Origin of the sequence: Tersicoccus solisilvae (genome assembly GCF_014643255.1) — a bacterium.
Classification (GTDB): Bacteria; Actinomycetota; Actinomycetes; order Actinomycetales; family Micrococcaceae; genus Tersicoccus; species Tersicoccus solisilvae.
Genome location: NZ_BMJI01000003.1, coordinates 128,383 through 150,410, shown reverse-complemented (window position 1 = coordinate 150,410; position 22,028 = coordinate 128,383). Strand labels below are relative to the sequence as shown.

General features: G+C 68.7%; 24 protein-coding genes, 3 pseudogenes and 1 other annotated feature. Of the genes and pseudogenes, 14 read left to right on the top strand and 13 right to left on the bottom strand.

Features of this window, described 5'->3' with window-relative positions; all coding sequences use genetic code 11:
• Positions 1 to 45: 45 nt before the first annotated feature.
• Entirely contained in the window at positions 46 to 1,023 is a 978-nt protein-coding gene (locus IEX22_RS04790) for a LysR family transcriptional regulator (protein WP_188666937.1), read from the top strand.
• A 12-nt stretch (positions 1,024 to 1,035) separates the two neighbouring features.
• Complete coding sequence (locus IEX22_RS04785) at positions 1,036 to 1,317, top strand: addiction module protein (RefSeq protein WP_188666935.1); 282 nt, start codon at positions 1,036 to 1,038, stop codon at positions 1,315 to 1,317.
• A 371-nt stretch (positions 1,318 to 1,688) separates the two neighbouring features.
• Here IEX22_RS04785 and IEX22_RS04780 read toward each other — a convergent pair whose 3' ends face one another.
• A complete protein-coding gene (locus tag IEX22_RS04780; protein ID WP_188666933.1) occupies positions 1,689 to 2,348 on the bottom strand; it encodes a hypothetical protein in 660 nt (219 codons plus the stop codon).
• The gene (locus IEX22_RS04775; RefSeq protein WP_188666931.1) at positions 2,345 to 3,310 is read right to left on the bottom strand and encodes a macro domain-containing protein; all 966 of its coding nucleotides are present in this window, start codon (positions 3,308 to 3,310) and stop codon (positions 2,345 to 2,347) included. Before IEX22_RS04775 ends, IEX22_RS04780 begins: the two co-directional genes overlap by 4 nt.
• A 91-nt stretch (positions 3,311 to 3,401) precedes the next feature.
• Between IEX22_RS04775 and IEX22_RS04770 the strand changes: the two genes are divergently transcribed.
• Positions 3,402 to 4,253: a GIY-YIG nuclease family protein gene (locus tag IEX22_RS04770; protein ID WP_188666923.1), complete on the top strand. Its 852-nt coding sequence runs from the start codon at positions 3,402 to 3,404 to the stop codon at positions 4,251 to 4,253.
• 33 nt (positions 4,254 to 4,286) lie between these two features.
• On the opposite strand, the gene IEX22_RS04765 is transcribed toward IEX22_RS04770, so the two are convergent.
• From IEX22_RS04765 to IEX22_RS04755, 3 genes are all read right to left on the bottom strand, one after another.
• Entirely contained in the window at positions 4,287 to 4,937 is a 651-nt protein-coding gene (locus tag IEX22_RS04765; protein WP_188666921.1) for an RES family NAD+ phosphorylase, read from the bottom strand.
• Positions 4,934 to 5,470 (bottom strand): antitoxin Xre/MbcA/ParS toxin-binding domain-containing protein, encoded by a 537-nt coding sequence (locus tag IEX22_RS04760; protein WP_188666919.1) that lies wholly within the window; start codon positions 5,468 to 5,470, stop codon positions 4,934 to 4,936. The genes IEX22_RS04765 and IEX22_RS04760 overlap by 4 nt, the downstream gene beginning before the upstream one ends.
• 216 nt (positions 5,471 to 5,686) lie before the next feature.
• Complete coding sequence (locus IEX22_RS04755; RefSeq protein ID WP_188666917.1) at positions 5,687 to 6,034, bottom strand: type II toxin-antitoxin system PemK/MazF family toxin; 348 nt, start codon at positions 6,032 to 6,034, stop codon at positions 5,687 to 5,689.
• A gap of 823 nt (positions 6,035 to 6,857) precedes the next feature.
• Here IEX22_RS04755 and IEX22_RS04750 point away from each other — a divergent pair.
• Positions 6,858 to 7,286: a nuclear transport factor 2 family protein gene (locus IEX22_RS04750; RefSeq protein WP_188666915.1), complete on the top strand. Its 429-nt coding sequence runs from the start codon at positions 6,858 to 6,860 to the stop codon at positions 7,284 to 7,286.
• Positions 7,287 to 7,368: 82 nt separating this feature from the next.
• On the opposite strand, the gene IEX22_RS04745 is transcribed toward IEX22_RS04750, so the two are convergent.
• The gene (locus IEX22_RS04745) at positions 7,369 to 8,787 is read right to left on the bottom strand and encodes an FAD-binding oxidoreductase (protein WP_188666908.1); all 1,419 of its coding nucleotides are present in this window, start codon (positions 8,785 to 8,787) and stop codon (positions 7,369 to 7,371) included.
• A 223-nt stretch (positions 8,788 to 9,010) separates the two neighbouring features.
• Here IEX22_RS04745 and IEX22_RS04740 point away from each other — a divergent pair, with 223 nt between their 5' ends.
• Complete coding sequence (locus IEX22_RS04740; protein WP_188666906.1) at positions 9,011 to 9,775, top strand: SDR family NAD(P)-dependent oxidoreductase; 765 nt, start codon at positions 9,011 to 9,013, stop codon at positions 9,773 to 9,775.
• 25 nt (positions 9,776 to 9,800) lie between these two features.
• Here IEX22_RS04740 and IEX22_RS04735 read toward each other — a convergent pair.
• Positions 9,801 to 9,992 (bottom strand): annotated as a pseudogene (locus IEX22_RS04735) (integrase core domain-containing protein); the annotation flags it as partial.
• A gap of 53 nt (positions 9,993 to 10,045) precedes the next feature.
• Here IEX22_RS04735 and IEX22_RS04730 point away from each other — a divergent pair.
• The 6 genes and pseudogenes from IEX22_RS04730 (at position 10,046) to IEX22_RS04715 (ending at position 13,872) form a co-directional block, all read left to right on the top strand.
• Positions 10,046 to 10,366 (top strand): transposase, encoded by a 321-nt coding sequence (locus IEX22_RS04730; protein ID WP_188666905.1) that lies wholly within the window; start codon positions 10,046 to 10,048, stop codon positions 10,364 to 10,366.
• Positions 10,324 to 10,473, top strand: a sequence feature (AL1L pseudoknot). Its footprint overlaps the gene before it by 43 nt.
• A pseudogene (locus tag IEX22_RS16080) lies at positions 10,381 to 10,680 on the top strand (IS3 family transposase); the annotation flags it as partial. Its footprint overlaps the feature before it by 93 nt.
• A complete protein-coding gene (locus IEX22_RS16095; protein WP_368855330.1) occupies positions 10,673 to 11,203 on the top strand; it encodes a DDE-type integrase/transposase/recombinase in 531 nt (176 codons plus the stop codon). The pseudogene IEX22_RS16080 and the gene IEX22_RS16095, both read left to right, overlap by 8 nt.
• The gene (locus IEX22_RS15790; RefSeq protein ID WP_438816591.1) at positions 11,143 to 12,492 is read left to right on the top strand and encodes an IS30 family transposase; all 1,350 of its coding nucleotides are present in this window, start codon (positions 11,143 to 11,145) and stop codon (positions 12,490 to 12,492) included. Before IEX22_RS16095 ends, IEX22_RS15790 begins: the two co-directional genes overlap by 61 nt.
• Before the next feature lie 7 nt (positions 12,493 to 12,499).
• Positions 12,500 to 12,787, top strand: a pseudogene (locus IEX22_RS15785) (integrase core domain-containing protein); the annotation flags it as partial.
• A gap of 95 nt (positions 12,788 to 12,882) precedes the next feature.
• Entirely contained in the window at positions 12,883 to 13,872 is a 990-nt protein-coding gene (locus tag IEX22_RS04715; protein ID WP_229659774.1) for a transposase, read from the top strand.
• 115 nt (positions 13,873 to 13,987) lie between these two features.
• Here IEX22_RS04715 and IEX22_RS04710 read toward each other — a convergent pair whose 3' ends face one another.
• The 6 genes from IEX22_RS04710 to IEX22_RS04685 are packed head-to-tail and all read right to left on the bottom strand — an operon-like array spanning position 13,988 to position 19,136.
• On the bottom strand, positions 13,988 to 15,178 hold the full coding sequence (locus tag IEX22_RS04710; protein WP_188666902.1) for an alpha/beta hydrolase family protein: 1,191 nt from the start codon (positions 15,176 to 15,178) through the stop codon (positions 13,988 to 13,990).
• A gap of 8 nt (positions 15,179 to 15,186) precedes the next feature.
• Positions 15,187 to 15,975 (bottom strand): SDR family NAD(P)-dependent oxidoreductase, encoded by a 789-nt coding sequence (locus IEX22_RS04705; protein ID WP_188666900.1) that lies wholly within the window; start codon positions 15,973 to 15,975, stop codon positions 15,187 to 15,189.
• Entirely contained in the window at positions 15,972 to 16,388 is a 417-nt protein-coding gene (locus tag IEX22_RS04700; RefSeq protein ID WP_188666898.1) for a VOC family protein, read from the bottom strand. Before IEX22_RS04700 ends, IEX22_RS04705 begins: the two co-directional genes overlap by 4 nt.
• A gap of 15 nt (positions 16,389 to 16,403) precedes the next feature.
• Complete coding sequence (locus tag IEX22_RS04695) at positions 16,404 to 16,964, bottom strand: cupin domain-containing protein (protein WP_188666896.1); 561 nt, start codon at positions 16,962 to 16,964, stop codon at positions 16,404 to 16,406.
• Positions 16,961 to 18,214 (bottom strand): FAD-dependent monooxygenase, encoded by a 1,254-nt coding sequence (locus tag IEX22_RS04690; RefSeq protein ID WP_268236858.1) that lies wholly within the window; start codon positions 18,212 to 18,214, stop codon positions 16,961 to 16,963. The genes IEX22_RS04695 and IEX22_RS04690 overlap by 4 nt, the downstream gene beginning before the upstream one ends.
• A gap of 4 nt (positions 18,215 to 18,218) precedes the next feature.
• Positions 18,219 to 19,136, bottom strand: a complete 918-nt coding sequence (locus IEX22_RS04685; protein WP_188666893.1) for a LysR family transcriptional regulator — start codon at positions 19,134 to 19,136, stop codon at positions 18,219 to 18,221.
• Positions 19,137 to 19,252: 116 nt separating this feature from the next.
• Between IEX22_RS04685 and IEX22_RS04680 the strand changes: the two genes are divergently transcribed.
• Genes IEX22_RS04680 through IEX22_RS04670 form a run of 3 tightly spaced genes read left to right on the top strand, consistent with a single transcriptional unit; the run spans position 19,253 to position 22,024 of the window.
• Positions 19,253 to 20,188 (top strand): VOC family protein, encoded by a 936-nt coding sequence (locus IEX22_RS04680; RefSeq protein WP_188666891.1) that lies wholly within the window; start codon positions 19,253 to 19,255, stop codon positions 20,186 to 20,188.
• A 24-nt stretch (positions 20,189 to 20,212) separates the two neighbouring features.
• A complete protein-coding gene (locus tag IEX22_RS04675) occupies positions 20,213 to 21,496 on the top strand; it encodes a multidrug effflux MFS transporter (RefSeq protein ID WP_188666889.1) in 1,284 nt (427 codons plus the stop codon).
• 6 nt (positions 21,497 to 21,502) lie between these two features.
• Positions 21,503 to 22,024 (top strand): RpiB/LacA/LacB family sugar-phosphate isomerase, encoded by a 522-nt coding sequence (locus IEX22_RS04670; RefSeq protein WP_188666886.1) that lies wholly within the window; start codon positions 21,503 to 21,505, stop codon positions 22,022 to 22,024.
• The last annotated feature ends 4 nt before the right edge of the window (positions 22,025 to 22,028 follow it).

Sequence of the window (22,028 nt, the reverse complement as noted above, 5' to 3'; positions counted from 1 at the left end):
AGTGCAACTGACTGTTTCTGCTCAACAAACGCAAGGAGATTGCTGATGAAGCCATCGCAGGGTACGGGCGCGGAGCCGGACCTGCAGTCGTCTCCGTCCGACGTCGTGCTCGACGCCCGGCTGACCCTCCGGCAACTCGACCTCTTCGTCGCCGCGGCCGAGCACGGGTCGTTCGCAGCGGCCGCGCAGCACGCGTACGTCACGCCGAACGCCGTCGCCTCGGCCGTCGGTGAGCTGGAGTCCGTCCTCGGGGCGACGCTGGCCGTCCGTCGTCGGGCTCGCGGGCTGACCCTGACGCCGTCCGGAGTCCGTCTGCTCGACGGGGCGCGGGACCTGCTGCGGCAGGCGAGCGAGCTGCGCCTGACCATCGGGGAGCACGACGGCGAGCCGGTGGGGCCGGTCGCCGTCGGGTGCTACTCGACGCTCGCGCCGACCGTGGTGCCCGAGCTGTGGGCGCGGCTGGCCGAGCGGCATCCGGGCGTGGAGCTGAGCGTCACCGAGGGGACGACGGACGAGCTGGTGGCGCGGCTGGCGGTGGGGGAGCTGGACGTCGTGATCGCGTACGAAGTCGCGCTGCCGACCGAGCTCGAGGTGCGCCCGCTGTATGAGGCGCAACCGCGCGTCGTGCTCTCGGCCGAGCACCGGCTGGCGGGTGAGGAGGCGGTCGATGTGCGGGACCTGGCCGACGAGCCGCTGATCCTGCTCGACCTGCCGCCGAGCGGGGCCAACACGCTGGAGCTGCTGCGGCGACGCGGGGTGCGCCCGCAGGTGGCGCACCGGACGACGAACATCGAGCTGGTGCGTTCCCTGGTGGGTCGCAATCTCGGCTATGGCGTGCAGTTCCAGCGGGCGGCGGTGCAGACGAGTGCGGAGGGCCGCCGGCTGGTGACGCTGCCGATCACGCCGGAACCGCGCGCGGAACGGGTGGTGGTCGCGTGGCCGCACCGGCTGGCGTTGACGTCGCGGGCGCAGGCGGTCGTCGAGCTGGCGCGGGAGGTGCTGGCGGGGACGCCGGCGGGGTGAGGAACCCGGGCCATGTCGGTGCACCGCCGTAGACTCGGTGCATGGCACGGAAGGCTGAGGAAGGTCTCTCAGGCTGGCCTCCACCTCGAGCCCCGCGAGCGCACCGCCATCGCTCGACGGCTGCTGGCGAGTGTGCGCCCCGATGACGACGACGCGCAGCCTGACGTCGACGCAGCGTGGCGAGACGAGATCGGCCGTCGTGTGGACGACGTCGTGAATGGCGACGTCGAGTTGAGTTCTTTCGAGCAGACGCGCAGCGGGGCGGGTGACCTGCTGAACGACCTGCGTCGGTGACTCCGCGACTCCGGATTCATCCCGACGCGGAAGCCGATTTCTTCGACGCGGTGCGGTACTACGAAACGACCACCCTCGGTCTGGGTGAGGCATTCGACGATGCGATCGCGGAAGCGGTGGATGACGTTGCCCATGGAACCCGGAAGCGTGGCCTCCCCTCCCGGGCTGGGACCGCCTGCCGGTCGTACGCAGCGGCAACGTCGAAACCTTCCCCTACCGGGTCGTCTACGTCGTCCACGGGGACGATGTGATCATCGTGGCGTTCGCGCGCCGGAGCCGGCGACCGGACTACTGGAACGACCGGGTCGACTGAGTCAGCGGCACCGCTGAAAGGCGCCAGCCAACGTGTAGGCCCACGCAGCGCGGGACCATCACCGTGTCGTTCGGTCCAGACCATCCGCCGTCGTGGCGTCCCAGGCGGTCTGCTCACCGGCCGAGTCCCATTCGTCCGACGCCGCCTCGTAGGAGGTCGAGTCCAGCCGTTCGACAGCTTGGCGATAGCGCTCGACGAAGGTCGCGCGCCAGTTCCCGAGCGGGAACGGGATCTGTTCGTCATGGAGCAGCGGGAGGCCGGCCTCCGCCAGGGCCGGCTTGAGCAGCCGGTGACTCGGGCCGTGGCACACGATGATGCCGTCCGGCTGAAGTGCGCGTGTCCGCGCGACGCAATCGGCGACGTTGGCGCGCCGCGCTGCTGCTCGGGACGTGCCGCTGGCCGCGTTGATCGGATAGGGAACCAGGTCGATGAGGAAAATGCCTCGATCGCGCAACTGCTCGAGCCACCGCTCCTTCGTCTCCGTCTTGCCGTCCAGGTACGGAGTGTCGAGTTCGGCGTGGACGACTGCCCGGAAGAGCGCGTCCTTGCCGGTGAGCCTGTCGTTGTAGAAGAACCGCCGGGCGGCCGGGTCGCCCTTGTCGTCGGGAGCGCTCTCGCCGATCAGCAGGAGCCGGACGTGCTCGGGCTTCCATTGCTCGCGCAGCTGGGTGTACCAGGCGTTCTCGGTCTCCATCGTGTCGGTCATCTCCTTGATCATGCCCTCTCCTTAGCCGACGGCGGCGCAGGCGGCGCGGGATACCGCAGCCCGCTGCACCAGCCGATCTCCCAGCCCTTCTCGTGGTCGAAGTAGTCCGCGTAGGACATCGGCAGCGCGTGGTCGCGTTCCGCCAGCCGCATCAGGCCCTCGTACCACTGCGCATAGGCCGGGTCGTCGGCGGTGGGTTCGAGGTGCGGAATCGCCGCGAGGATGAGCTCGGCCGTCTGCCGGGCAGACGTCGCAGCGTCGACGTGGCCACCCGCGAACTCCCTCAGGCCGCCGGTCGAGTAGAAGATGACCTGATCGGCGTCGCGGTACCCGTCCTCGCCGTCGTCGTAGTCCGTGGACGCGATCGTCACCCGCCAGTACATGCCGGACGCGCTCATGCCGGGCCTCGTCCGCAGCCGGTGATACCCGCGCCGGTGCAGGAGCCGAACCGCCTGCAGGATGCGCAGCGGCGTCGCCTGGAACAGCGCCGACTCGGCCGCGCGATGCGTGTCCTCCGTGGTCGTCAGCAGCACGCGCTCGACCGAGAGATCGCTGCCGGCGACCGCGTCGAGGGCAGCGGCGAGGGAGTCCCGGACGGCCCAGCCGAGCGACCCCGCGCCGAGCAGCGGGACGGCGACACTCCCCGCACCGAGGTCGTCGGCGAGCTGCAGGGCACTCCGGTAGCAGGCCTCGAGCAGGCGACGCCCACCGTGCGCCTCCTGCGCGTGCGGCACCACGGTGTGGATCACCCACCGGGCCGCCAGGTCGCCGGCCGTCGTCCAGCCGGCGTCGCCCGAGGCGAGACCGTCCGGGTACCGCTCAATGGCGTCGAACAGGATGGTCGGGCCACCGGCGGCGTGGATCGCGTGGTCGACCCCGCCGTCGCTGCCGCGAAGGGCATGGTGGGCCGGATTGACGACGGCGTCCACCGCCACGGTGGTGATGTCGCCGCAGACGGCCTCGATCGTGGTCACAAGGACGAGCGTAGAGGCTGCCGCCGACAGAACCGCAGGTCAGCGAAGGTGCAGCACCTAGATTGTCGGACCGCAGCCTTACGCTGGGGCCATGACGACCCCGCCCGTCCCCGCTGCTCGCCTCCAGCTTGGGCACGTTCTGGCCGGGATGGGCATCGACGACTTGAGCGACGTCTTGGTGATCCGCCACACGTATCACCGCGATGGCATCCCGTCACCGGCCGGTGCGACACCCCAGCGCGTCCTCGCCTATACGCGTGAGCAGAGCGTCTCGACCATGAAGTTCATGAAGCACCCGCCGCGGCTGTGGCTCGTCTTCATGGCGGACGGCAAACGGCGGTCGCGCTTCATTGCCGCCTACGAGAACGAGGGAGAGCTCGTCGACCAGCGGGATGCCGTCCACCGTTACTTCGATCTGAAGGTCTCAACGGCCCTGGACAGCGTGAAGGACAAGCTGGTCATCACTTGGTCGGGTGACGCAGTGAATTGGGCGAAACGGGGTGTGGTCGCAGCGTCGTTCCCGGTGGAGGAGATTGCGCCGCGTCGCACCCAACCCTTCCCGGGATTCTCGGATCTCTTGATCGATCACGCCGAGCTGCAGCGCGTGATGGACGACCCCGACTACGAGCAGTGGCGCGACGCGCTCGCCCTCGTCAAGGGCGTCTACCTCATCGCCGATCGAAAGGACGGCCGACTCTACGTCGGCAAGGCCGACGGCGGCGAGCGGGTCCTCGGACGGTGGCGCGCCTACGCCCAGGACGGTCACGGTGGCAACGTCGAGTTGAAGCGCGTGATCAGTGACGACCCGAAGCACGCTCGCCACTTCCAGTACAGCGTCCTGCGGGTGTTCGACCCGCACGACCCGGACGGCGACGTCGACGCCGCCGAGGCGCATTACAAGCGGGCGCTGCTCTCGCGCGAGTTCGGCCACAACCGCAACTGAGCCCGCGCCAGCGGCTCTCGCGAGGCCACGGCATCACACCACGACGTTGATGCGCAGGCCGGCGCACAGGTCGATCAGCCAGTCCAGGTCCGCTCCGACGCCGAGGATGCGCGCGTAGTCCGTGGCGATCTCCAGGTCGTCGGCCCCCACGCGGTCGCCGAAGAGGACGTACGCCTTCGCGTTGTTGCACTGACGGGACATCCAGCACACCCCGTCCAGGCCGCCGTCGTCATCGCGGTACCCATGGGCGGCGCGAGCCCACGCCACGGTTCGGAGATACTCGGCCGACGACGTGTCGGTCAGTTGCGCCGCGGTCACGTCGAGGCGGCGCAGCCCGAGGCCGTGGAACGCGGCGAACCGGAGATCGCGCCGCGTGACCAGTGCCGCGGCGGCCAGCTCGCGGTAGTCCTCGGGATAGACGTCGCCACCCTGGACGGGAACATCGTGCAGCACCGTCTCGGCGACCGCGGACTCCTCGGTTTCACCGGCGTAGAGCACCGGCACCGGTGGTTCGTTGAAGAACGCGAAGCGGGTGGGCGCGCCGAAGCCCGGGTTGAAGCTCGCCGCGGTACGGCCGCCCCCGACGCTGAAGACCCTGACCACACGTGAACCGGCGGCCAGGACGTCGATGCGCGGCTCGAACGGGTCGGGCGGCGCCGGAACGCCAGGGCGATCGATGGTCACCAGCGCACGCCGAAGCGACGCTCCAACGCCTGATCCACCCGGTCGAGGGCCCCGTCGTCCGCGAGCAGATCGACCGGCCGCTGCGCGTCCAGGGCCTCGGCGGGCGCCACCAGCCACAGGGCGAACGTCTCGTCGGAGACGTCGAGTGAGCGGGCCGTACCCAGCAGACGGGCGACAGCGGGCCGGGGGTGCCCGTCGTCGTCGAACTGGAAACCGGGATAGAGGTTGCGCCCACCGCGTCGGACGGCGAGCAGGCAGCCGCGCGCGCTGGAGACCCGGGTGCGCGCCGCCCGGTCGTTGATCGAGCCCATCCGCCGTCCCGCCTGGGCGGCGGTTAGGAGGCCGAACTCGTCGTCGAGCTGACGCCAGCGGTTCTCGGTGTGCTGAGCGGACCGGGCGAGTTGGGGCGACGCCGGCACCTGCACGGCGTGCGCGGCAGCACCCAGGGCCTCGATCGCCGCGACGGTCCGCTGCGTTGCCGCGAGCAGGGTCTCGGTGGTGGTGCCTTCGACGGACTTGGCTGGGACGGTCATCTCGCACCTCTTCCTGGTCCGACGCGGTGATCTGTTCAGGGCTGGCGCTTGCTGATACTTCTGATCATAGTAGGCAGATGTCAGGAGTGTCATCCGAGTAGTCGCACTGCCGAACGCGAGCGGGAGCATAGCGGTCCGCGCTCTGCACCGATGGGTCTCGCGCGCTGCTCTGACGGCCCGGAAGGTCACGCGAACCCCTGTCGCGCCTGCCGGCGGTCACAGCTGCAGGTGCAGCCGCAACGCGTCGTCGAGTCGGAGCATCAGATCCGGGGGGACACGGCCGGCCGTCCCGCCAACGCGATCGATCGCCACGGAGCGGACCTGCTCCGCCTGCGCCTTAGAGTCGGATGCAAGCCCCGTCTTCTCGGCCGGCAGCAGCACCTGAAACGGGTAAGTGCGCGAATCGTTGCTCGTCACCGGCACCACGGTCACGAAGCCGCGGCCGAGGCGCGCCGTCGTGGCGTTGGCCCGGTCGTTGCTCACGACGATGGCGGGCCGTCGCTTGTCGGCCTCGCCGGCTCGGGCAGGGTCGAGGTCGATCCAGCGGATCTCACCGCGCAGCACGGTTCAAACCGTCTGGCGTGGTGGTATCCCACGCGCTCGCCTCGCCATCGATCTCACACTCGTCCCAGGCGGCCTCGTAGGCGTCCTCCAGTTCGGCATGGTCCAGTATGCGGATGGCTCGCTGCACTCACGCCGACCGCGATGGCAGCCCGGCGTGAGCGGCGTACCGGTCGAGCGTCTCAAGGTCTCTCTCGGTCAGGCGCACACTCACCTTCATACTGAAAATACTGCTCCCGGTAGTAAGGAGGTGGAGGAGGGCTACCCGTTAGACTGCAATCGCCGAACGGCCTCGCGATAACGCTCGACGAAGGCCGCAGGCCAGTTCCCCCGACGGAGCGGGATCCGTTTGTTATGCAGTAATGGCAGGCCGGCTTCCTCCGGGGCCGGCTTAAGTTCCCGGTGGCTTGGGCCGTGGCAAACGATGATGCCCTCGGGCTCCAGCGCGCGTGCCCGTGCGACGCGATTGACGACGTTAGCCCGCCGCGTTGCTGCCCTGGATGTGCGGCTGACAGCGTTGACGGGATAGGGCCGAGGTCGATGAGGAAGATGCCTCGATCGGCGTGACTGCTCGAGCCACCGCTCCTTGCTCTCCGTCTTGCTGTCCAGGTACAGAACATCCAGTTCGGCATGGACGACCGCACGGAAGAGCGTATCCTTCCCGGTCAAGTTCTCGTGATAGAAGTCCGCCGAGCAACGGAAGAACGAGTGACGGCGGGCCGTGCGCGTGGACGCCTGATGGCTCCCATTGTCTCGAGGGCGTTCTCCGGCTTATCTCGGTGCCCTAGCGTCGCGATTGACCCGTTCTATGACGAGAGGAAACGACATGCGCGAGGACCGCTTTCGCGAGTACATCAACCGATTCAACGCCGAGGACGACACCGCCTTCGACGACTACCTGACTCCGGACGTACACGTGAAGAACGGCACGCTCGAGTACACCGGTGTGGACGGGATGAAGCATCACTACAGGGGCAACATCTGGCCGAATTTCGTCGAGGCGCTCATGGTCCCGCGGTTCGTGTCCGATGAACAGACAGCGGCCATCCAGATGCAGACGCTCTTCACCGCGAAGCATGACGCCGTGGAGACCATCTTCGGCGCGGTGAAGAAGGGCGAGACCTTCCGGTTCGACGGCGTGATCATGTACCGGATCGACGCCACCGATCGATTCGCCGACATCCTCGTGGCGTACAACTCCTTCGTCCACACCGACCTCGACGGCAACGCGAAGGACCTGGGCATTCCGCACTGAGTGACGCACCAGAAGTCGGCAGCGCAGAGGGGGCGGCGTGAGGATCCACGCCGCCCCTCTGCCGTGACTTCCCACGGGGCGCTCACGACACCGGGGCAGGATGCTCCAGTACCCAGTGATTGATGTTCAACGTCTCCTGGTCCGCGGCGAGATAGCGGTGAAAGCGGCCCTCCGGGTCACGCGAGGCGATGATGCCCTTCAGCTTCTCCCAGTTCTCCGGGGCCATGAACTGCAGTTGACGGTTGGTCATGTCGCTGTCGCCCAAGTACTGGCCGGCGGTGACGGGCTGGGCGTGCGCGAAGACCGCGTCGACCCAGGACCGGTTGCGTGCGTACTCGGCAGGGTCCTCATACACGGTATAGGCGGCGACATAGGCGTCGGTGTGCAGTGAGAAGGCCATGTCCGGCAGATCGCGGCGAGGTGCGTTGCTCATCCAGATCGCGAAGCCCCGTTCCGTCGGGTTCGTGGTGAACAGGGGTCGGATGCCCTCGACCATCGCGGCGATCCCCTCCGGAGTGTTCTCGCCGTCGATCCACGCATTGTCACAGACATACTGCCAGTGCTCCGGGTTCTGCATCTCCTGCTGTGCACGGTGTTCGGCCAGGGTGGAGGGCGCGGCGTCCTGAACAAAGATCGCGCGGTCGATGACCGGGCACGCGTTGAACCCGGCGAGGGAGGCGCGGGCGTGATCCTCGTCGTCGCCGAATCCCGCCCCGGTCACGAGGAGGACGCGCCTCTCCGTGCCGTCCGGCAGCGGTGCGGGCGTGGAGATCGCCACGATCTCGACGTTGTCGGGGATGCGGTGGTGCGCCCCGTACAGCCACGTCATGACCTCGGCGAAGTCCTCGAGCTCATAGGCGTGCACCGTGTGGGCCAGATGCCCGAAGAGCGGGCGGGTCGCCAGGTGGAACCGCATCACGATGCCGGGAAAGGTGGGGCCCGAGCCCCGGGAGGCCCAGTAGAGGTCGCTGTTGTGCTCGGCGTCGCAGCGGATCAGCTCACCATCGGCGGTCACGACGTCGATGGCGACGACCGACTCGGCGGCCCAGCCCCAGCCCCGCTGGTTCCAGCCCTGACCGCCCTGCAGCAGGAAACCGCCGATGCCGACGGAGGGGCAGTGCCCGCCGTTGAAGAAGCGGCCGCGCTCCTCGAGGTAGGGCGACAGCTCGTCGCCGCCCTTGGTGGCCGGCCCCGCCGAGACGATGCCCGTGTCCTCGTCGTACGCCATGTCCCGGAATGCCCCGAGGTCGATCAGCAGACCCCCGTCGCGAACGCTCCACACCGCCCACGCGTGTCCGCCGGAGCGGACGGACACGATCCACCCGTGTTCCTTCGCCAGGCGAACGCCCTTCTGCACGTCGTCGACCGTGGCGGCGAACAGCACGGCGTCGGGTTGCCTGTCGGGGCGCCGTCCGTTGAAGACGCGGCCCACCCGTGCCTCCTCCCAGTCGAGATCGGAGGGGAGCACCAGGCGCCCGTTGAAGGTGACATCAGCAGTCATCATTGATCTCCTGGAAAGCTCGGCGGATGCAGGACGCTACCGGCACCCACTCCCGAGGCTAGGAAGAGCGGGCCGGACCGGACACCCGATCCCATGGATACCAGCCATCACGGCCCGCTGGGCGCTGGGCGCGGCGTGGTGAGGCCGGATACCAGTCATCCGTCGAGGCGGAGGCGGGATTCCCCCCCATTCGCCAAGATGAGAGAACGCGAGAAGGAGAACCATGGGACGTTTGCAGGACAAGGTGGCGGTCATCACCGGGATCGGTGGGGGCATGGGACGCGAGGCGGCGCGACGGTTCGCCGCGGAGGGCGCGAGGGTCGTCGGCTGCGACCTCCATGCCGAGGGGCTCGAGGAGACGGTGCGGATGGTCCGGGAGGAGGGCGGTGCCATCACCGGCCACGCTCCCGTCGATCTGAGCGACGCGGAGACCGCTGCGGAGTGGATCGACTGGGCGGCCGCCGCCTATGGCTGCATCGACATCCTCTACAACAATGCCGGCGTGCAGCGTTTCGGGCCCATCGACGAGCTCGCGGTCGAGGACTGGGAGCTCAACGTGCGCGGTGAACTGAGTATCGTCTTCTACGCCGTCCGCGCCGCCTGGAAGCACCTGAAGAGGCGCGGCGGGACGATCGTGAACATCGGCTCCATCGCCGGAACCCGTGGCGTGGAGTTCATGCCGCAGAACGTGCACGGCGCGGCGAAGGCCGGAGTCATCAACCTGACGCAGCAGCTGGCCGTCGAGGGCGGACCACACGGCATCCGCGCCGTCTGCATCTCACCGGGGTTCATCGAGACGCCGGCGACCAAGTTCCTGGTCGACAACCCGCCGCCCGCGATGCGGGCGGCCTGGGACCGCATCCCGCTCGGTCGCGTGGGACAACCCGACGACATCGTGAACGCCGCCGTGTTCCTGGCTTCCGACGAGGCCACATGGATCACCGGCGTGAACCTGGTGGTCGACGGCGGAGGGTCGGTGCTGGGCTGACTGTGAGGGTCGACGTACCGGTTCGCTAGTTGTAGGAGGGCGTGACGTTGTTGACACGGGCTGGGACGCGTGAGGCCGGCGGCTGATCGCTGCAGGCGGTATGAGGTCGATGGTAGTTGTAGTGGCTGACCCAGGTTTCCACGGCGCTCCGGCGGGCGGTCTCGGTGGCGTAGGGGCGGGCGTAGAGGACCTCGTCCACGAGCAACCGGTTGAACTGAATCGCCCCGGGTCTGATGGAGGCTCTCAGTCCTGGGAAGGATGATGAGAGTCATGGCAGCACCGAGGAAGTACAGCGTCGAGCTCCAGCAGCGGGCCACGCGGATGGCGATGGACGCCCGGAGAGACCCGGAGTCGGCGCGTGGGGCGATCAAGCGGGTCGCTGACCAGCTCGGGGTCCACCCGGAGGCGTTGAGGACCTGGGTCCGGCAGGCCGAGATCGACGGCGGTGTGCGGCCCGGCATGAGCACCGACGACGCGACCAGGCTGGCCGAGCTCGAGCGCGAGGTCCGCGAGCTGCGGCGAGCCAACGAGATCTTGAAGACGAGCGCGGCTTTTTTCGCGGCTGCGGAGCTCGACCGCAAGATCAGGTAGAGGCACCCACCGCGGTGCTGGTCGACGACATCGATCAGCACCGCGACCGGTTCGGGGTCGAGCCGATCTGCGCAGTCCTGAAGGACGCTGGCGTGCAGATCGCCCCGAGCACCTACTACGCCGCCAGGACCCGCCCACCGTCGCCGCGAGCCGTGCGTGACGCCGAGCTGGTCGCCGAGATCAAGACCGCCCACAAGGCCAACCTCGGTGTCTACGGCGCCCGGAAGATCCACGCCGAGCTCAACCGCGAGGGTGTGCAGGTCGCCCGCTGCACTGTGGAGCGGCTGATGCGGGCCGAGGGGCTACGTGGTATCGCGCGGGACAAGACCCGCACGACCACTCGTGGCGAGGGCGCGGAGACCGAGCGTCCCGAGGACAAGGGTGAAGCGGAAGTTCGTCGCGACCGCCCCGAACCAGCTGTGGGTGGCAGATCTGACCTACGTCCGCACGCACGCGGGCTGGACCGACGTGGCGTTCGTCCTGGACGTCTTCAGCCGGATGATCGTGGGCTGGCAGGTATCCACCTCGTTGCGCACCGACCTGGCGCTGGACGCCCTCGACATGGGCCTGTGGGCTCGCCAGCGAGCCGGCCAGGACGTCACCGGCCTGATCCACCACTCGGACCGGGGATCGCAGGGCGGATTCAACTGGTCGTCGCAACACTTCGATCACGGAGGTGTTTGGCGATGGCGAGGTCGGACTGGGGCAAGAAGGCCAGCGACGTGCCGGAGGGTGCGCGTCGGCAGTGGCGTGCGGATCGGGCGTTGCGTCCTCCGATGCGTTCGCCCGGGCGGCCTGAGCCCTCGCGGGCGGTGCAGCGGCAGTTCTGGCGTCTGATCGCGACGGGCATCACCTCGGCCGAGGCGGCGCTGACGGTGGGCGTGTCCGTGCCGGTCGGGAGCCGCTGGTTTCGCCACGCTGGCGGCATGCCTCCCATTTCCTTGACCGAACCATCCGGACGCTACCTGTCGTTCGAGGAGCGGGAGGAGATCGCGCTGTTGCACGCGCAGCAGGTCGGGGTACGTGAGATCGCCCGCAGGATCGGTCGTGATCCTGGGTCGATCTCCCGTGAGCTGCGCCGTAACGCGGCCACCCGCGGCGGGAAGCAGGAGTACCGGCCGCTGGTCGCGCAGTGGAAGGCTCAACAGGCGGCGAAGCGGCCGAAGCCGGCGAAGCTCGCGACCAACGCCAGGCTGCGGGAATACGTTCAGGAGCGTCTTGCTGGCAGGGTTCGCCGTCCGGACGGCGCCGTCGTGGTCGGGCCGGAGCCGCCCGCGTGGAAGGGGCTGAACAAGCCGCACCGGCAGGACCGGCGGTGGGCGATCGCGTGGAGCCCGGAGCAGATCAGCCACCGGCTGAAGCTGGACTTCCCGGATGATGAGTCCATGCGCATCAGCCACGAGGCGATCTACCAGTCGCTGTTCATCCAGGGCCGGGGTGCGCTCCACCGCGAGCTCGTGACCTGTCTGCGAACCGGGCGTGCGCTGCGGCAGCCACGAGCTCGCGCACAGAACCGGGCCCAGGGGCATGTGAGCGCCGACGTCGTGTTCTCCAAGCGACCCGCCGAAGCCGCTGACCGGGCCGTGCCCGGGCACTGGGAAGGCGACCTGATCATCGGGACCGGCCGGTCAGCGATCGGCACGATCGTCGAACGCAAGAGCCGCTCGACCCTGCTGGTGCACCTGCCGCGGCTGGAAGGCTGGGGCGAGATACCGCCGGTGAAGAACGGCCCGGCGCTGGGCGGTTACGGCGCCACCGCGATGAACACTGCGCTGACCGCGTCGATGGCGAAACTGCCCGCTCAGCTGCGCAAGACACTGACCTGGGACCGCGGCAAAGAGCTCTCCGGGCACGCCCAGTTCGCGCTGGAGACGGGCACCAGGGTCTTCTTCGCCGACCCCCACTCGCCTTGGCAGCGGCCGACGAACGAGAACACCAACGGGCTGCTGCGTCAGTACTTCCCCAAGGGCACCGACCTCTCCCGCTGGTCCGCCGGGGATCTTGAAGCAGTCGCTCTCGCTCTGAACAACCGGCCCCGCAAGAGCCTGGGCTGGAAGACCCCCGCCGAGGTCTTCGAAGAACAGCTACGCTCACTCCAACAACCCGGTGTTGCAACGACCGATTGAACCCAGGCAGTATCGAGCGATTCGCTACACAGAGCGGCTGGCCGAAGCCGAAGCCGTCGCGTCCGTCGGGTCGAAGGGCGACAGCTACGACAACGTCATGGCCGAGGCGCTGAACTCACTGTTCAAGGCCGAGTGCATCCGCAACCCGCTCCTGCGCCCCAACGGCGGCTGGAAGAACGTCGGTGACGTCGAGATCGCCGTCGCCGAGTACGTCGACTGGTTCAACCACAGGCGCCTTCACGGCGAGATCGGGCTCATACCGCCCGTCGAGCTCGAGACCAACCACTGGGCATCACAGCCCGTGGAGCACTACCGTCAGAACCCGGTCCTCACCGAGGTCCGATCCAACTAACCGAGCCTCCACGAAACCCGGGGCGATTCACCGCTGCGGTGCTGGACGCCTCTACCGGCGCCGTGCTGGCCCGCGCCACGGTCAGCACCGACCCCGACGGCTACGCCGAGCTGGTCACGCTGGCCGAAGCCCACGCCGGGCTGCGGGCCTGGGCGCTGGAAGGGGCCGGCGGGTATGGCGCCGGGCTCGCCCGGCACCTGGCCGACGCCGAAGAGCTGGTCGTCGAGCTGGACCGCCCGGTTCGTGCCCACCGCCGCGCCGGGGCCAAGTCCGACGCGATCGACGCCGAGCGAGCCGCCCGCGAAGCCCTCAGCCGAACCCGTCTGGCCCGGCCCAAGACCGGTGCGGAGCGGGCCGCGGTCGCGGTGCACCTGACGGCCCGGCGCGCTGCGGTCGAGGCCGCGAGCACCGCTCAACGCCAACTACGGGCGTTGGTCATCACCGCCCCGGAGAAGGTCCGCGCCCGGTTCCGCGGCCAATCGACCACCGCCATGGTCACCACCGCCACCCGGCTCCGACCAGCCACCACCAACGGTGACGTGGAGGTCCGGGAGGCACTGTCGGTGCTGCGCACCCTGGCCCGTCGGATCACCTTCCTCACCGAGGATGCCGACGAGCACGAGCGCCTCATCCGCGCGCTGGTCCGCTCATGGCGTCCCGACCTGCTCCAGGTCAGCGGCGTAGGCCCGATCGTGGCTGGCACCGTCCTGACAGCCTGGTCGCACCCCGGCCGGGTCCGCGACGATGCCGCCTTCGCCATGCTCGCCGGCGTCGCGCCGATCCCGGCATCCTCAGGCAAGACCACCCGCTACCGCCTCAACCGGTCCGGCGACCGCCAACTGAACCGGGCCCTGCACACGATCGTGCTCTCCCGACTGCCCTACTACCCTGACACTCGCGCCTACGCCGACCGTCGCCGAACCCAAGGCAAGACCGACCGCGAAATCAAACGCTGCCTCAAGCGCTACATCGCCCGCCAGCTCTACCGGCAACTCGAAAACCCCCAAGACCTACCAGCCGCCGCTTGACATCCATAGGAGCGTCGCTGCGCACGACGGAATGGGACCACGTCGATACGTGGTCCCTTTCCGTCGTGTGCTGCGTGCTCTGCGTGCCGGCCCGCCGGTGCGCGTCAGCGCGGGTTCAGGCGTGCGCGGTCGTCCCCTCGGCGAAGGTCTCCGCGACCCAGTCGGCGATGATGCCGGCGACATAGGGCATGTTGTCGATCGAGATGTGCTCCGTGCCGCCCTCGGGGTCGTCGAACAGACGCAGTTCCCGCTTGGGACTGTTCGTGGCCTGCTCGTAGGTCTGGTGGGCGTACTTCACGTTGATCTGCCGGTCTCCGACGCCGTGGGTGATCAACAGCGGCGCGGTGATCTCGGAGGCCACGCCGTTCAGATGCATGTCCTTCGTCTTCTCGATGAAGTCCTCCATGTCGGAGGCGCCCCACACCCAGAACACGTGGTCCCAGTAGTGCGGAACGGGGTTCTCGCCCTCACGCTGACGGCGTCCTTCCTGGACCTCCGCCCACTGGTGATTCGCCCCCCACGCCACGCCGAGCTTCAAGCGCTTCTCGAAGGCCAGCGCGCGCGGTGCGTAGTAACCGCCCAGTGACCACCCGACGATGCCGATCTGCTCGGGGTCGACGGCCAGGTCGTCGGCATTCTGCTCGAGCCAGTCGATGATCGCCCCTGCCCAGATCTCGGTGTCATGGCGGGCGGTCAATCCACGCAGCCGCAATGCCTCGCCGGAGCCGGGGGTGTCGACCATGAGCGTCGAGATGCCGCGCTCGGCCAGCATCTGGGGGAACTGCGAGTAGTACATCATCTCCTTGGTCGAATCCAGTCCGTTCCACTGGATCACCACGGGATGCGGCCCCGGGCCCGAGGCGCGGTAGAAGTAGCCGGGCAGGGCCGCGTCGACGTTCTCGTCGGCTGGGGCGTACGGGATGTCCACCGCGGACAGCGGCACCCCCGAGAGCTCCACGTGCTTGAGCAGCAGATCGATCGACTTCTGGTAGGCCCCGTTTCGGCCCTCCCACTTCGGTGACTGCAGGCGCTCGGCCTGCGAGGTGTACAGCGAGGCGCGGTAGTACGTCTCGCCTGCGCCTATCCGTCGACCGCGGCTCTCGTCGTGCTGTGCCTTCGCGATCAGACGATCGGCGACGGACGACCACGATGCGTAGAGCTCCTCGGTTCCGGCGTCGTCTCCGTTCTGGGATGCCAGCAGCACCGGCTTGCACGCCCGGTCGATCTCATCGATGTAACCGCCGTTGTTGAGCGTGGCGACAACCGACATGCTCCACACGTAGTTGGAGGGGAAGTACATGAACATGGGCGCTCCTAGGAGGTCTCCGGCCGGACGGCGTCCGACAGGTAGGTGGCGACACCGGACAGGAACTGGCCGCCGTCGACGCCGACCTCGGCGCCGGTGATGTAGGAGGCCGCATCCGACAGGAGGAACACCACGACGCCGGCCACCTCCTCGGGCTGACCGCCGCGATGCAGGGGAGCGACCGCGACGTTCGCGTCGAGGAACGTCGGCGGTGCGGTGGCGGTCATCTCCGTGTGGATGTATCCAGGGTGGACGAGGTTGACCCGGATTCCGCGGGGACCCAGCTCGGTTGCCGCCGAGTGACTCAGTCCGCGGATCGCCCACTTGCTGGTGGTGTACGCCGCGGTGTAGTGACCGGTGAGTCCGGCGGCCGAGCCGATGTTGACGATCGAGGAGCCCCTGTCCATCAACGGCAGCAGCGCCTGGATCCCGAGCATGGCGCCGGTCACGTTGATCGAGAGCACGCGATCCCAATCGGCGCGCTCGACTGCACCGATGCGGACGCGGGAGGTGACGCCCGCGTTGTTGACGAGTCCCTTCACCCGTCGCCCGGACAGGGAGGCGGCCAGCGCGGCCCACTCGTCCTCGTCGGCGACGTCGAGTCGTCGATACTCGACCACGCCTGGCAGTCCGGCGGCGGATGCGAGCAGCTCGGGGGCACCATCGCGGATATCCGCAGCGATCACGTGCGCGCCGTTGCGGGCGAGCAGCAGAGCCTCCTCGGCGCCCTGGCCACCGGCCGCGCCGGTCACGACGAACTGGTCGCCGGACAGGCCTGGGAGGACGATGTCGCTCATGCGCTTACCGGCCGGCCGCGGTCCACGAGCTCGATGAAGTTGCCCTCCGGGTCCGTCAGGTAAGCGAAGCGAACGCCCGGCTCCGGTGACGGCGCGGGGCCGCTGACCGGACCGGCACCGGCGGCCAGGAGCCTCTGGTAGACGGCCGTGATGTCATCGACCCGCAGGCAGAGATGACCCCAGCCCTGGGCGAGGAGTTCATCGGGTGCGGACGTCGCCGGGCGCCGATGGACGGACCCGGTGCGTTCGAGGAGCTCGATCGCCAGGTCGTCCGGCCCGAGCAGGAAGGCGCCGCGCAGTCCGAGCGATTCCAGGGCGAAAGGGTTGGCGACGGCGAAACCGAACGCCTCCTGGTACCAGGCGAGCTGGGCGTCGAGGTCGCCGACCGACAGTCCGACGTGATCGATGTGCATGATTCTCCTTCCGTCTCAGTCGCGCGGCCCGTGGCGCATGAGACCGTGCCTCACGTCGACGGGCAGTGCCTGCAGGACGTCGTCCTGGTATTCGCCGCCGACGAGGATGAATGCGACGCGGGCTGTCGTGTTCCCGCGGTTGGCCCAGGCGTGGTCGGTGCCGCGCTGGATCACGATGTCCCCGGCCCGTGCCGTGACCTCGCTGTCGTCGAGGATCAGCGTGATCTCCCCGTCGAGCACGACGCCGTAGTCGATCGACTCGGTGCGATGCACGGGCGACTGCAGGCCACGCTCGTCGAGGTGGCCGGGCAGGAATTCGTTGATGCGAATGCGGGTGCCGTGCGTGGGCGGGGGCACCGTGACCGAACCGGCGGTCGGATCCTCCGGTCCGGCGTGGATCGGGGCCGGCGTCTCTCCGGTCAGCCAGATCTCGTGGAAGGCGACACCGTCGCCGGGAAGCTCCTGGGTGACCGGGACCGGTCCGTCGCTGACGATGAGGGAGGTACCGTGCTCGTCGTGCCCCGTGACGATGCGCCGGGGAACGCGGAAGCCGGGGCGAGGCGCATGCGACGTCACGGTGCGGCCACCAGGGCGAGCAGGGACTCCGCCATCACCCGGCCGGGGTCGGCGTCGGGCGTCCCCGGATTCTGCTCCCAGTGCGCCAGTTGCAGGGAGGCGTCGACGACGCCCCTGATCCGAGGCAGGCGCCGGTCGTGGAACGCGGTCAGTTGCGTCTGAAGGTCGCCGTCCTCAGTGATGTGCTCGGCGAGCAGCAGCGCGTCCTCCAGGCACAGCGCGGCCCCCTGGGCGATCAGCGGCGGAACGGCGTGCACGGCCTCACCGATGGCCAGGACGCGCCCACGGTGCCACGGGCCCTCGACGAAGATCCATTCGATCTGCTGGAAGTTCATGAACGTGTTCTCGTCGATCGACTCACGGATCCAGTCGAACTCACCGTGGAAGTTCTCCATCAGTCTACGTACTTCCTGGTGATCAGCCAGACCGTTGTCGACGCGCTGGGGTCGGCACAGCACGAAGACGTAGCACTGGGTGGCGCTCACCGGCGTGTAGCCGACCTTGTACGCGCCACCGTCGTCCGACGCCGGAAAGGCGATCCCACCGTGCATCTCCGGCTTGCGATCGGTGACCGCGCGCCAGATCCCCAGCCCGGTCGGGGCGCGGTCCTCGGTGATGCCGAGCTCGGCCCGGGTCCGCGACTTGATGCCCTCGGCGATGATGATGAGGTCCCAGGTCTCGGTCGTCCCGTCCGTCAGGACGGAGGTCGCCGCGGTGCCGTCGTCCTGGAAGGAGGCCAGTTCCTGGCCGAGGCGGATCTCGACGCCGAGCGACTCCGCCTTCGACACCAGTACCTCGTGGACGTCGGGCCGAAGGACGCCGATGGTCGGGGGCAGGTCGTCGCCCCCGGTGCGCGGGGTCTGCAGATGCGACATCGTCCGACCGTCGGCGAAGTACAGGGTCACCCCGTCCTCCTCCGGGAACCCTCGGGCGATGATGTCGTCGAGCACGCCCAGGTCCTTGAACACCCGAAGCGCGTTGCCCTGGATCGTCAGGCCGTGCCCGACCCGGGCCCACGCCTTCGCGCGTTCGACGAGCGTGACGGCGACTCCGCGCCGTGCCAGCGCAATTCCTGCCGTCAGCCCGGTGAAGCCTCCACCGACGATGAGTACCTTCTCGACCGACATCGTTGCCACTCTCCTCACGGATGCCTCGTCACATCCGCGGAACGACTCCTGCGTCCCGCATCCGGTGACGACGCTAGGGGCGCGCGACGGCCGCCGCCATACGGCGGCGGCGATGGCTGCCATCGCCTCAGCGGGCGGAGACGGCCTCGGCCCGGACGGCTTCGGCGATGAGTTCGCGGAGCCAGGTGTGAGCGGGGTTGTGCTGATGCGTCGGATGCCACCACAGGCGCTCGATGACTTCGACGCGGGGAAAGGGCGTGGGCACGGCGACGGTGGTGGTCGGGCCGCCGAGCCGGTCGACGAGGCGGCTCGGCACCACCCCGACGAGGGCGGTTCCGGAGACGATCAGAGGGATCGACAGCAGCGTCGAGGTCGTCACCCGGACGTTCGTGCGCAGATCCAGTTCGCGCATCCGCCGTTCCGCCGGCGTCACGTGGGACCGGCCGAAATCACAACGGATCTGCGGACTGGCAAGGAAGTCCTCGAGCGAGATGGCGCCGTCGCCGACGACGGGATTCGAGCGGTCCGCGATGACCACGTAGTGATCCCGGAAGAGTTCGAAGCTCTCCGCCTCGATGCCGATGCCGGGGACCGCGACGATGAAGTCGTGGCCGAGGAGGTCGCGGTCCGCATCGGTCGGTGCGATCGGCAGGCGCTGGAGGTCGAACGACACCCCGCCCGCGGCGGACGTGGCGATACTGAACAACGGACGCAGCTCGATGGCGGCGAAATCCGACAGCTGGAAACTGAAGCGGCGCCGGGCGAACGCCGGGTCGAAGGGCGTTTCCTTGTTCAGTGCCTGCTCGATCAGTGGAATCGTCAACTGCACCTGGGGAAGCACCTCACGTGCCAGCGGGGTGAGTTCGTAGTCGCGACCGATGCGCACCAGCAGTTCGTCCTGGAACACCGCTCGCAGGCGGGCCAGGGCGGAGGACATCGTCGACTGCCCCATGCCGATACGTTGGCCGGCCCGCGTGACGTTCGCCTCCTCGAGCAGCGCACGGAGCGCCACGAGCAGGTTCAGATCGGGTTCGGTGCCAGTCACACGATGCATGGTATTCGACCCACCACATGGTCGGGTGAGGCAGTCCCGCCTACTCTCGGTGCCAATGGACGGCGCCCATCTATGGGTGTCCAGCGGTCAGAGAGGAAAGGTCGACGATGACTGAACGACTGGTCTCCCATCTGCGGTACGCCGCGCTGGCGGTGCCCAATTTCGAGGAGGAGAAGAACTTCTTCATCAAGCACTGGGGGCTCACCGCGGTGCAGAGCGACGAGGGCCTGGTTCACCTGGCCGCCGAGGGGTCCCCGGAGCCGTTCATCCTCCGCCTGCGCGATGACGAGAAGCGGATCGATCTGGTTGGGATGGCCACGAAGAACCGCAGGGACCTGCACAAGCTCGCCGACAAGCTGCACGCGGAAAACGTGACGTTCATCCACGAGCCGCAGGAACTCACCCAACCCGGCGGAGGTTACGGCTTCCGCGTGTTCGACGGCGACGGACGGGTCCTGGAGTTCTCCACCGACTACGAGCTGCGAGCCTCGCGGAAGATCCGCGAACGTGAACCGATTCCGGTGAAGCTGTCTCACGTCGTGTTCAACTCGGCAGACCTGGCCGGCAGCGCCCAGTGGTACATCGACCATCTCGACTTCACCATCTCCGACTCGCTGGTCACGCCCACCGATGTCGACCTGATGCACTTCCTGCGTTGCAACCGCAACCACCACTCGATCGCGATCGCCCAGGGCCCCCATCATTCGCTCCATCACCTCTCGTTCGAGATGCGCGGGATCGAGGAGTGGATGCGCGGCTCCGGCAAGATCCTCCGGGCAGGCACTCGCATGATCTGGGGCCCGGGCCGTCACAACGCCGGCGACAACACCTTCGCGTACTTCCTCTCGCCGGCAGGGAACACCATCGAGTACACGACCGAGCTGGCCGTTCTCGACGAGGACACCTGGCACCCCTCGCGGATGGACACCAGCCTGATGTCCACGCAAGACCAGTGGGGCACTGCCGCAGAGATGAGCGAGCTGGTCGCCCGGGAGTCGTTCAACGACATCGACGAGGGACTGTTCGTCGCTCCGCCGGTCTAGCGGCGACGATCGCAGGCGCGGATCGTGCACACACGGCTGACCACGAGGTCCCTGTCGGGGCCCGCACGTGGGCTCTCGCCGGCACCGCTCCTGGCGGTCGGCACCCTGGCGATGCTCGGACCGCTGTCCACGGACATCTTCCTGCCCGCCCTGCCGACGATCGCCGAGGAGTTCGGAACCGCCGCCGACCGCACGCAATTCTCGCTGAGCGCGGTGACGATCGGCATGGCCGCCGGTCAGTTGCTCTCGGGCCCCGTCTCGGATGCCGTCGGGCGCCGGCGCCCCCTGCTCGCCGGCAGTGCGGCCATGGCACTGTTCGCCCTGGCGTGTGCGTTGTCACCGGGAGTGTGGGTGCTGATCCTGGCCTGCTTCCTGATGGGCTGCGGCGCGGCGACCGGTGCGACGGTCGGACGCGCCGTGATCTCGGATCTGGCTGCCGGCCGTGAGCTGACGCGCGGGTTCACGTTGTTGGGAACGCTGATGGCGGTGGGTCCGATCGCTGCTCCGGTCGCCGGCGTGCTGCTGATGCTGGCGTGGGGGTGGCGCGGCATCTTCGTCGGGGTGGCCGTCGCCGCGGCCCTGACCTTCGTCGGACTGCTCGCCGCCGTGCCCGAGTCGCTGCCGGTCGAGCGCCGCGTACGCGGAGGGCTCCGGGCAGTGCCGGGCTCGATCGCGACGGCGGCACGGTCGCGGACCTTCTGGTGCGGAGCGACCACCGTGTGGGCGGCCTTCGCAGCGAGCTTCGCCTATATCGCCGCTTCGTCGCATGTGCTCCAGACGGGCCTCGGCTTCACCCCCGGGGCCTATGCCATCACTTTCGCCGTGAACGGCATGGGCCTGCTGCTCAGTGGACTGCTCACGGCGCGGCTCTCCGGCCATTGGAGCGGTCACAGGATCCTCGGCGTGGGGCTGGCGGTGCTCACCGTCGGCACGGTCCTCGTCGCGGCAGCGGCTCTCGGCCGGTCACGGTCGGTATGGCTCATCCTGCTCGGCTTCTTCTGTCTCGCCACCGCGTGCGGGCCGTACATCGGCCCGGCCCTCGCCGTCGCCGTCCAGCAGCTCCGCGCCGTCGCCGGTACAGCACTGGCCCTCGTCGGTGCGGTGCGGTTCGTCGTCGCCGGGATCGTGGCGCCGTTGGCCGTCCTGGGCGGTGGCAGGAGCCTGGCGCCCCTGGCCACCGTGGTCGTCGCGGGTACCGCGGTGGCCTGGGGCGGCTGGATCGTGTTCCGGCCCACCACCTCCGCATCAACCAACTCCGCACCCCCTACTTCCGCATCAACCACTTCGATCGAATCACCTGGGAGCTGACACATCATGAGACGTATTCACCTGACCGCGGATCACGGCGGCTACGAGCTGGGCCGAGCCCTGCAGCAGCGCGCCGAGGGCGCGGGGCACGACGTGATCTGGCACGGCGCCGACGCCGTCGACCCGGGCGACGACTACCCGGTGCAGGCGATTCGCGTCGGGCGAGCCGTCGTCGAGGACCAGGACGCCGGCATCGATGCCTTCGCCGTGCTCGTCGTGGAGGAGCCCGCCGCCGGGGTCGTGGCCGCCAACAAGGTCAACGGGGCGCGCGCGGTGCCGGCCACGTCGCCGAACGTCGCGATCGCCACGCGTCGGGTGGTCGATGCCAACGTGCTGGTGCTCGGCGGGGACGCCGACGAGCAGGTGGCCTGGCTCACGCTGAACGCCTTCATCACGACGGGACTGGAGCACGTGGTCGATCATGGCCGCCGCATCCTCCAGATCGAGGAGTACGAGAACGCGGGCACGATCGAGGGCTGGGCGGTGCAGCTCGAGCCGGAGCAGATTGCCCGCCAGTACAGCGAGTGAAGGA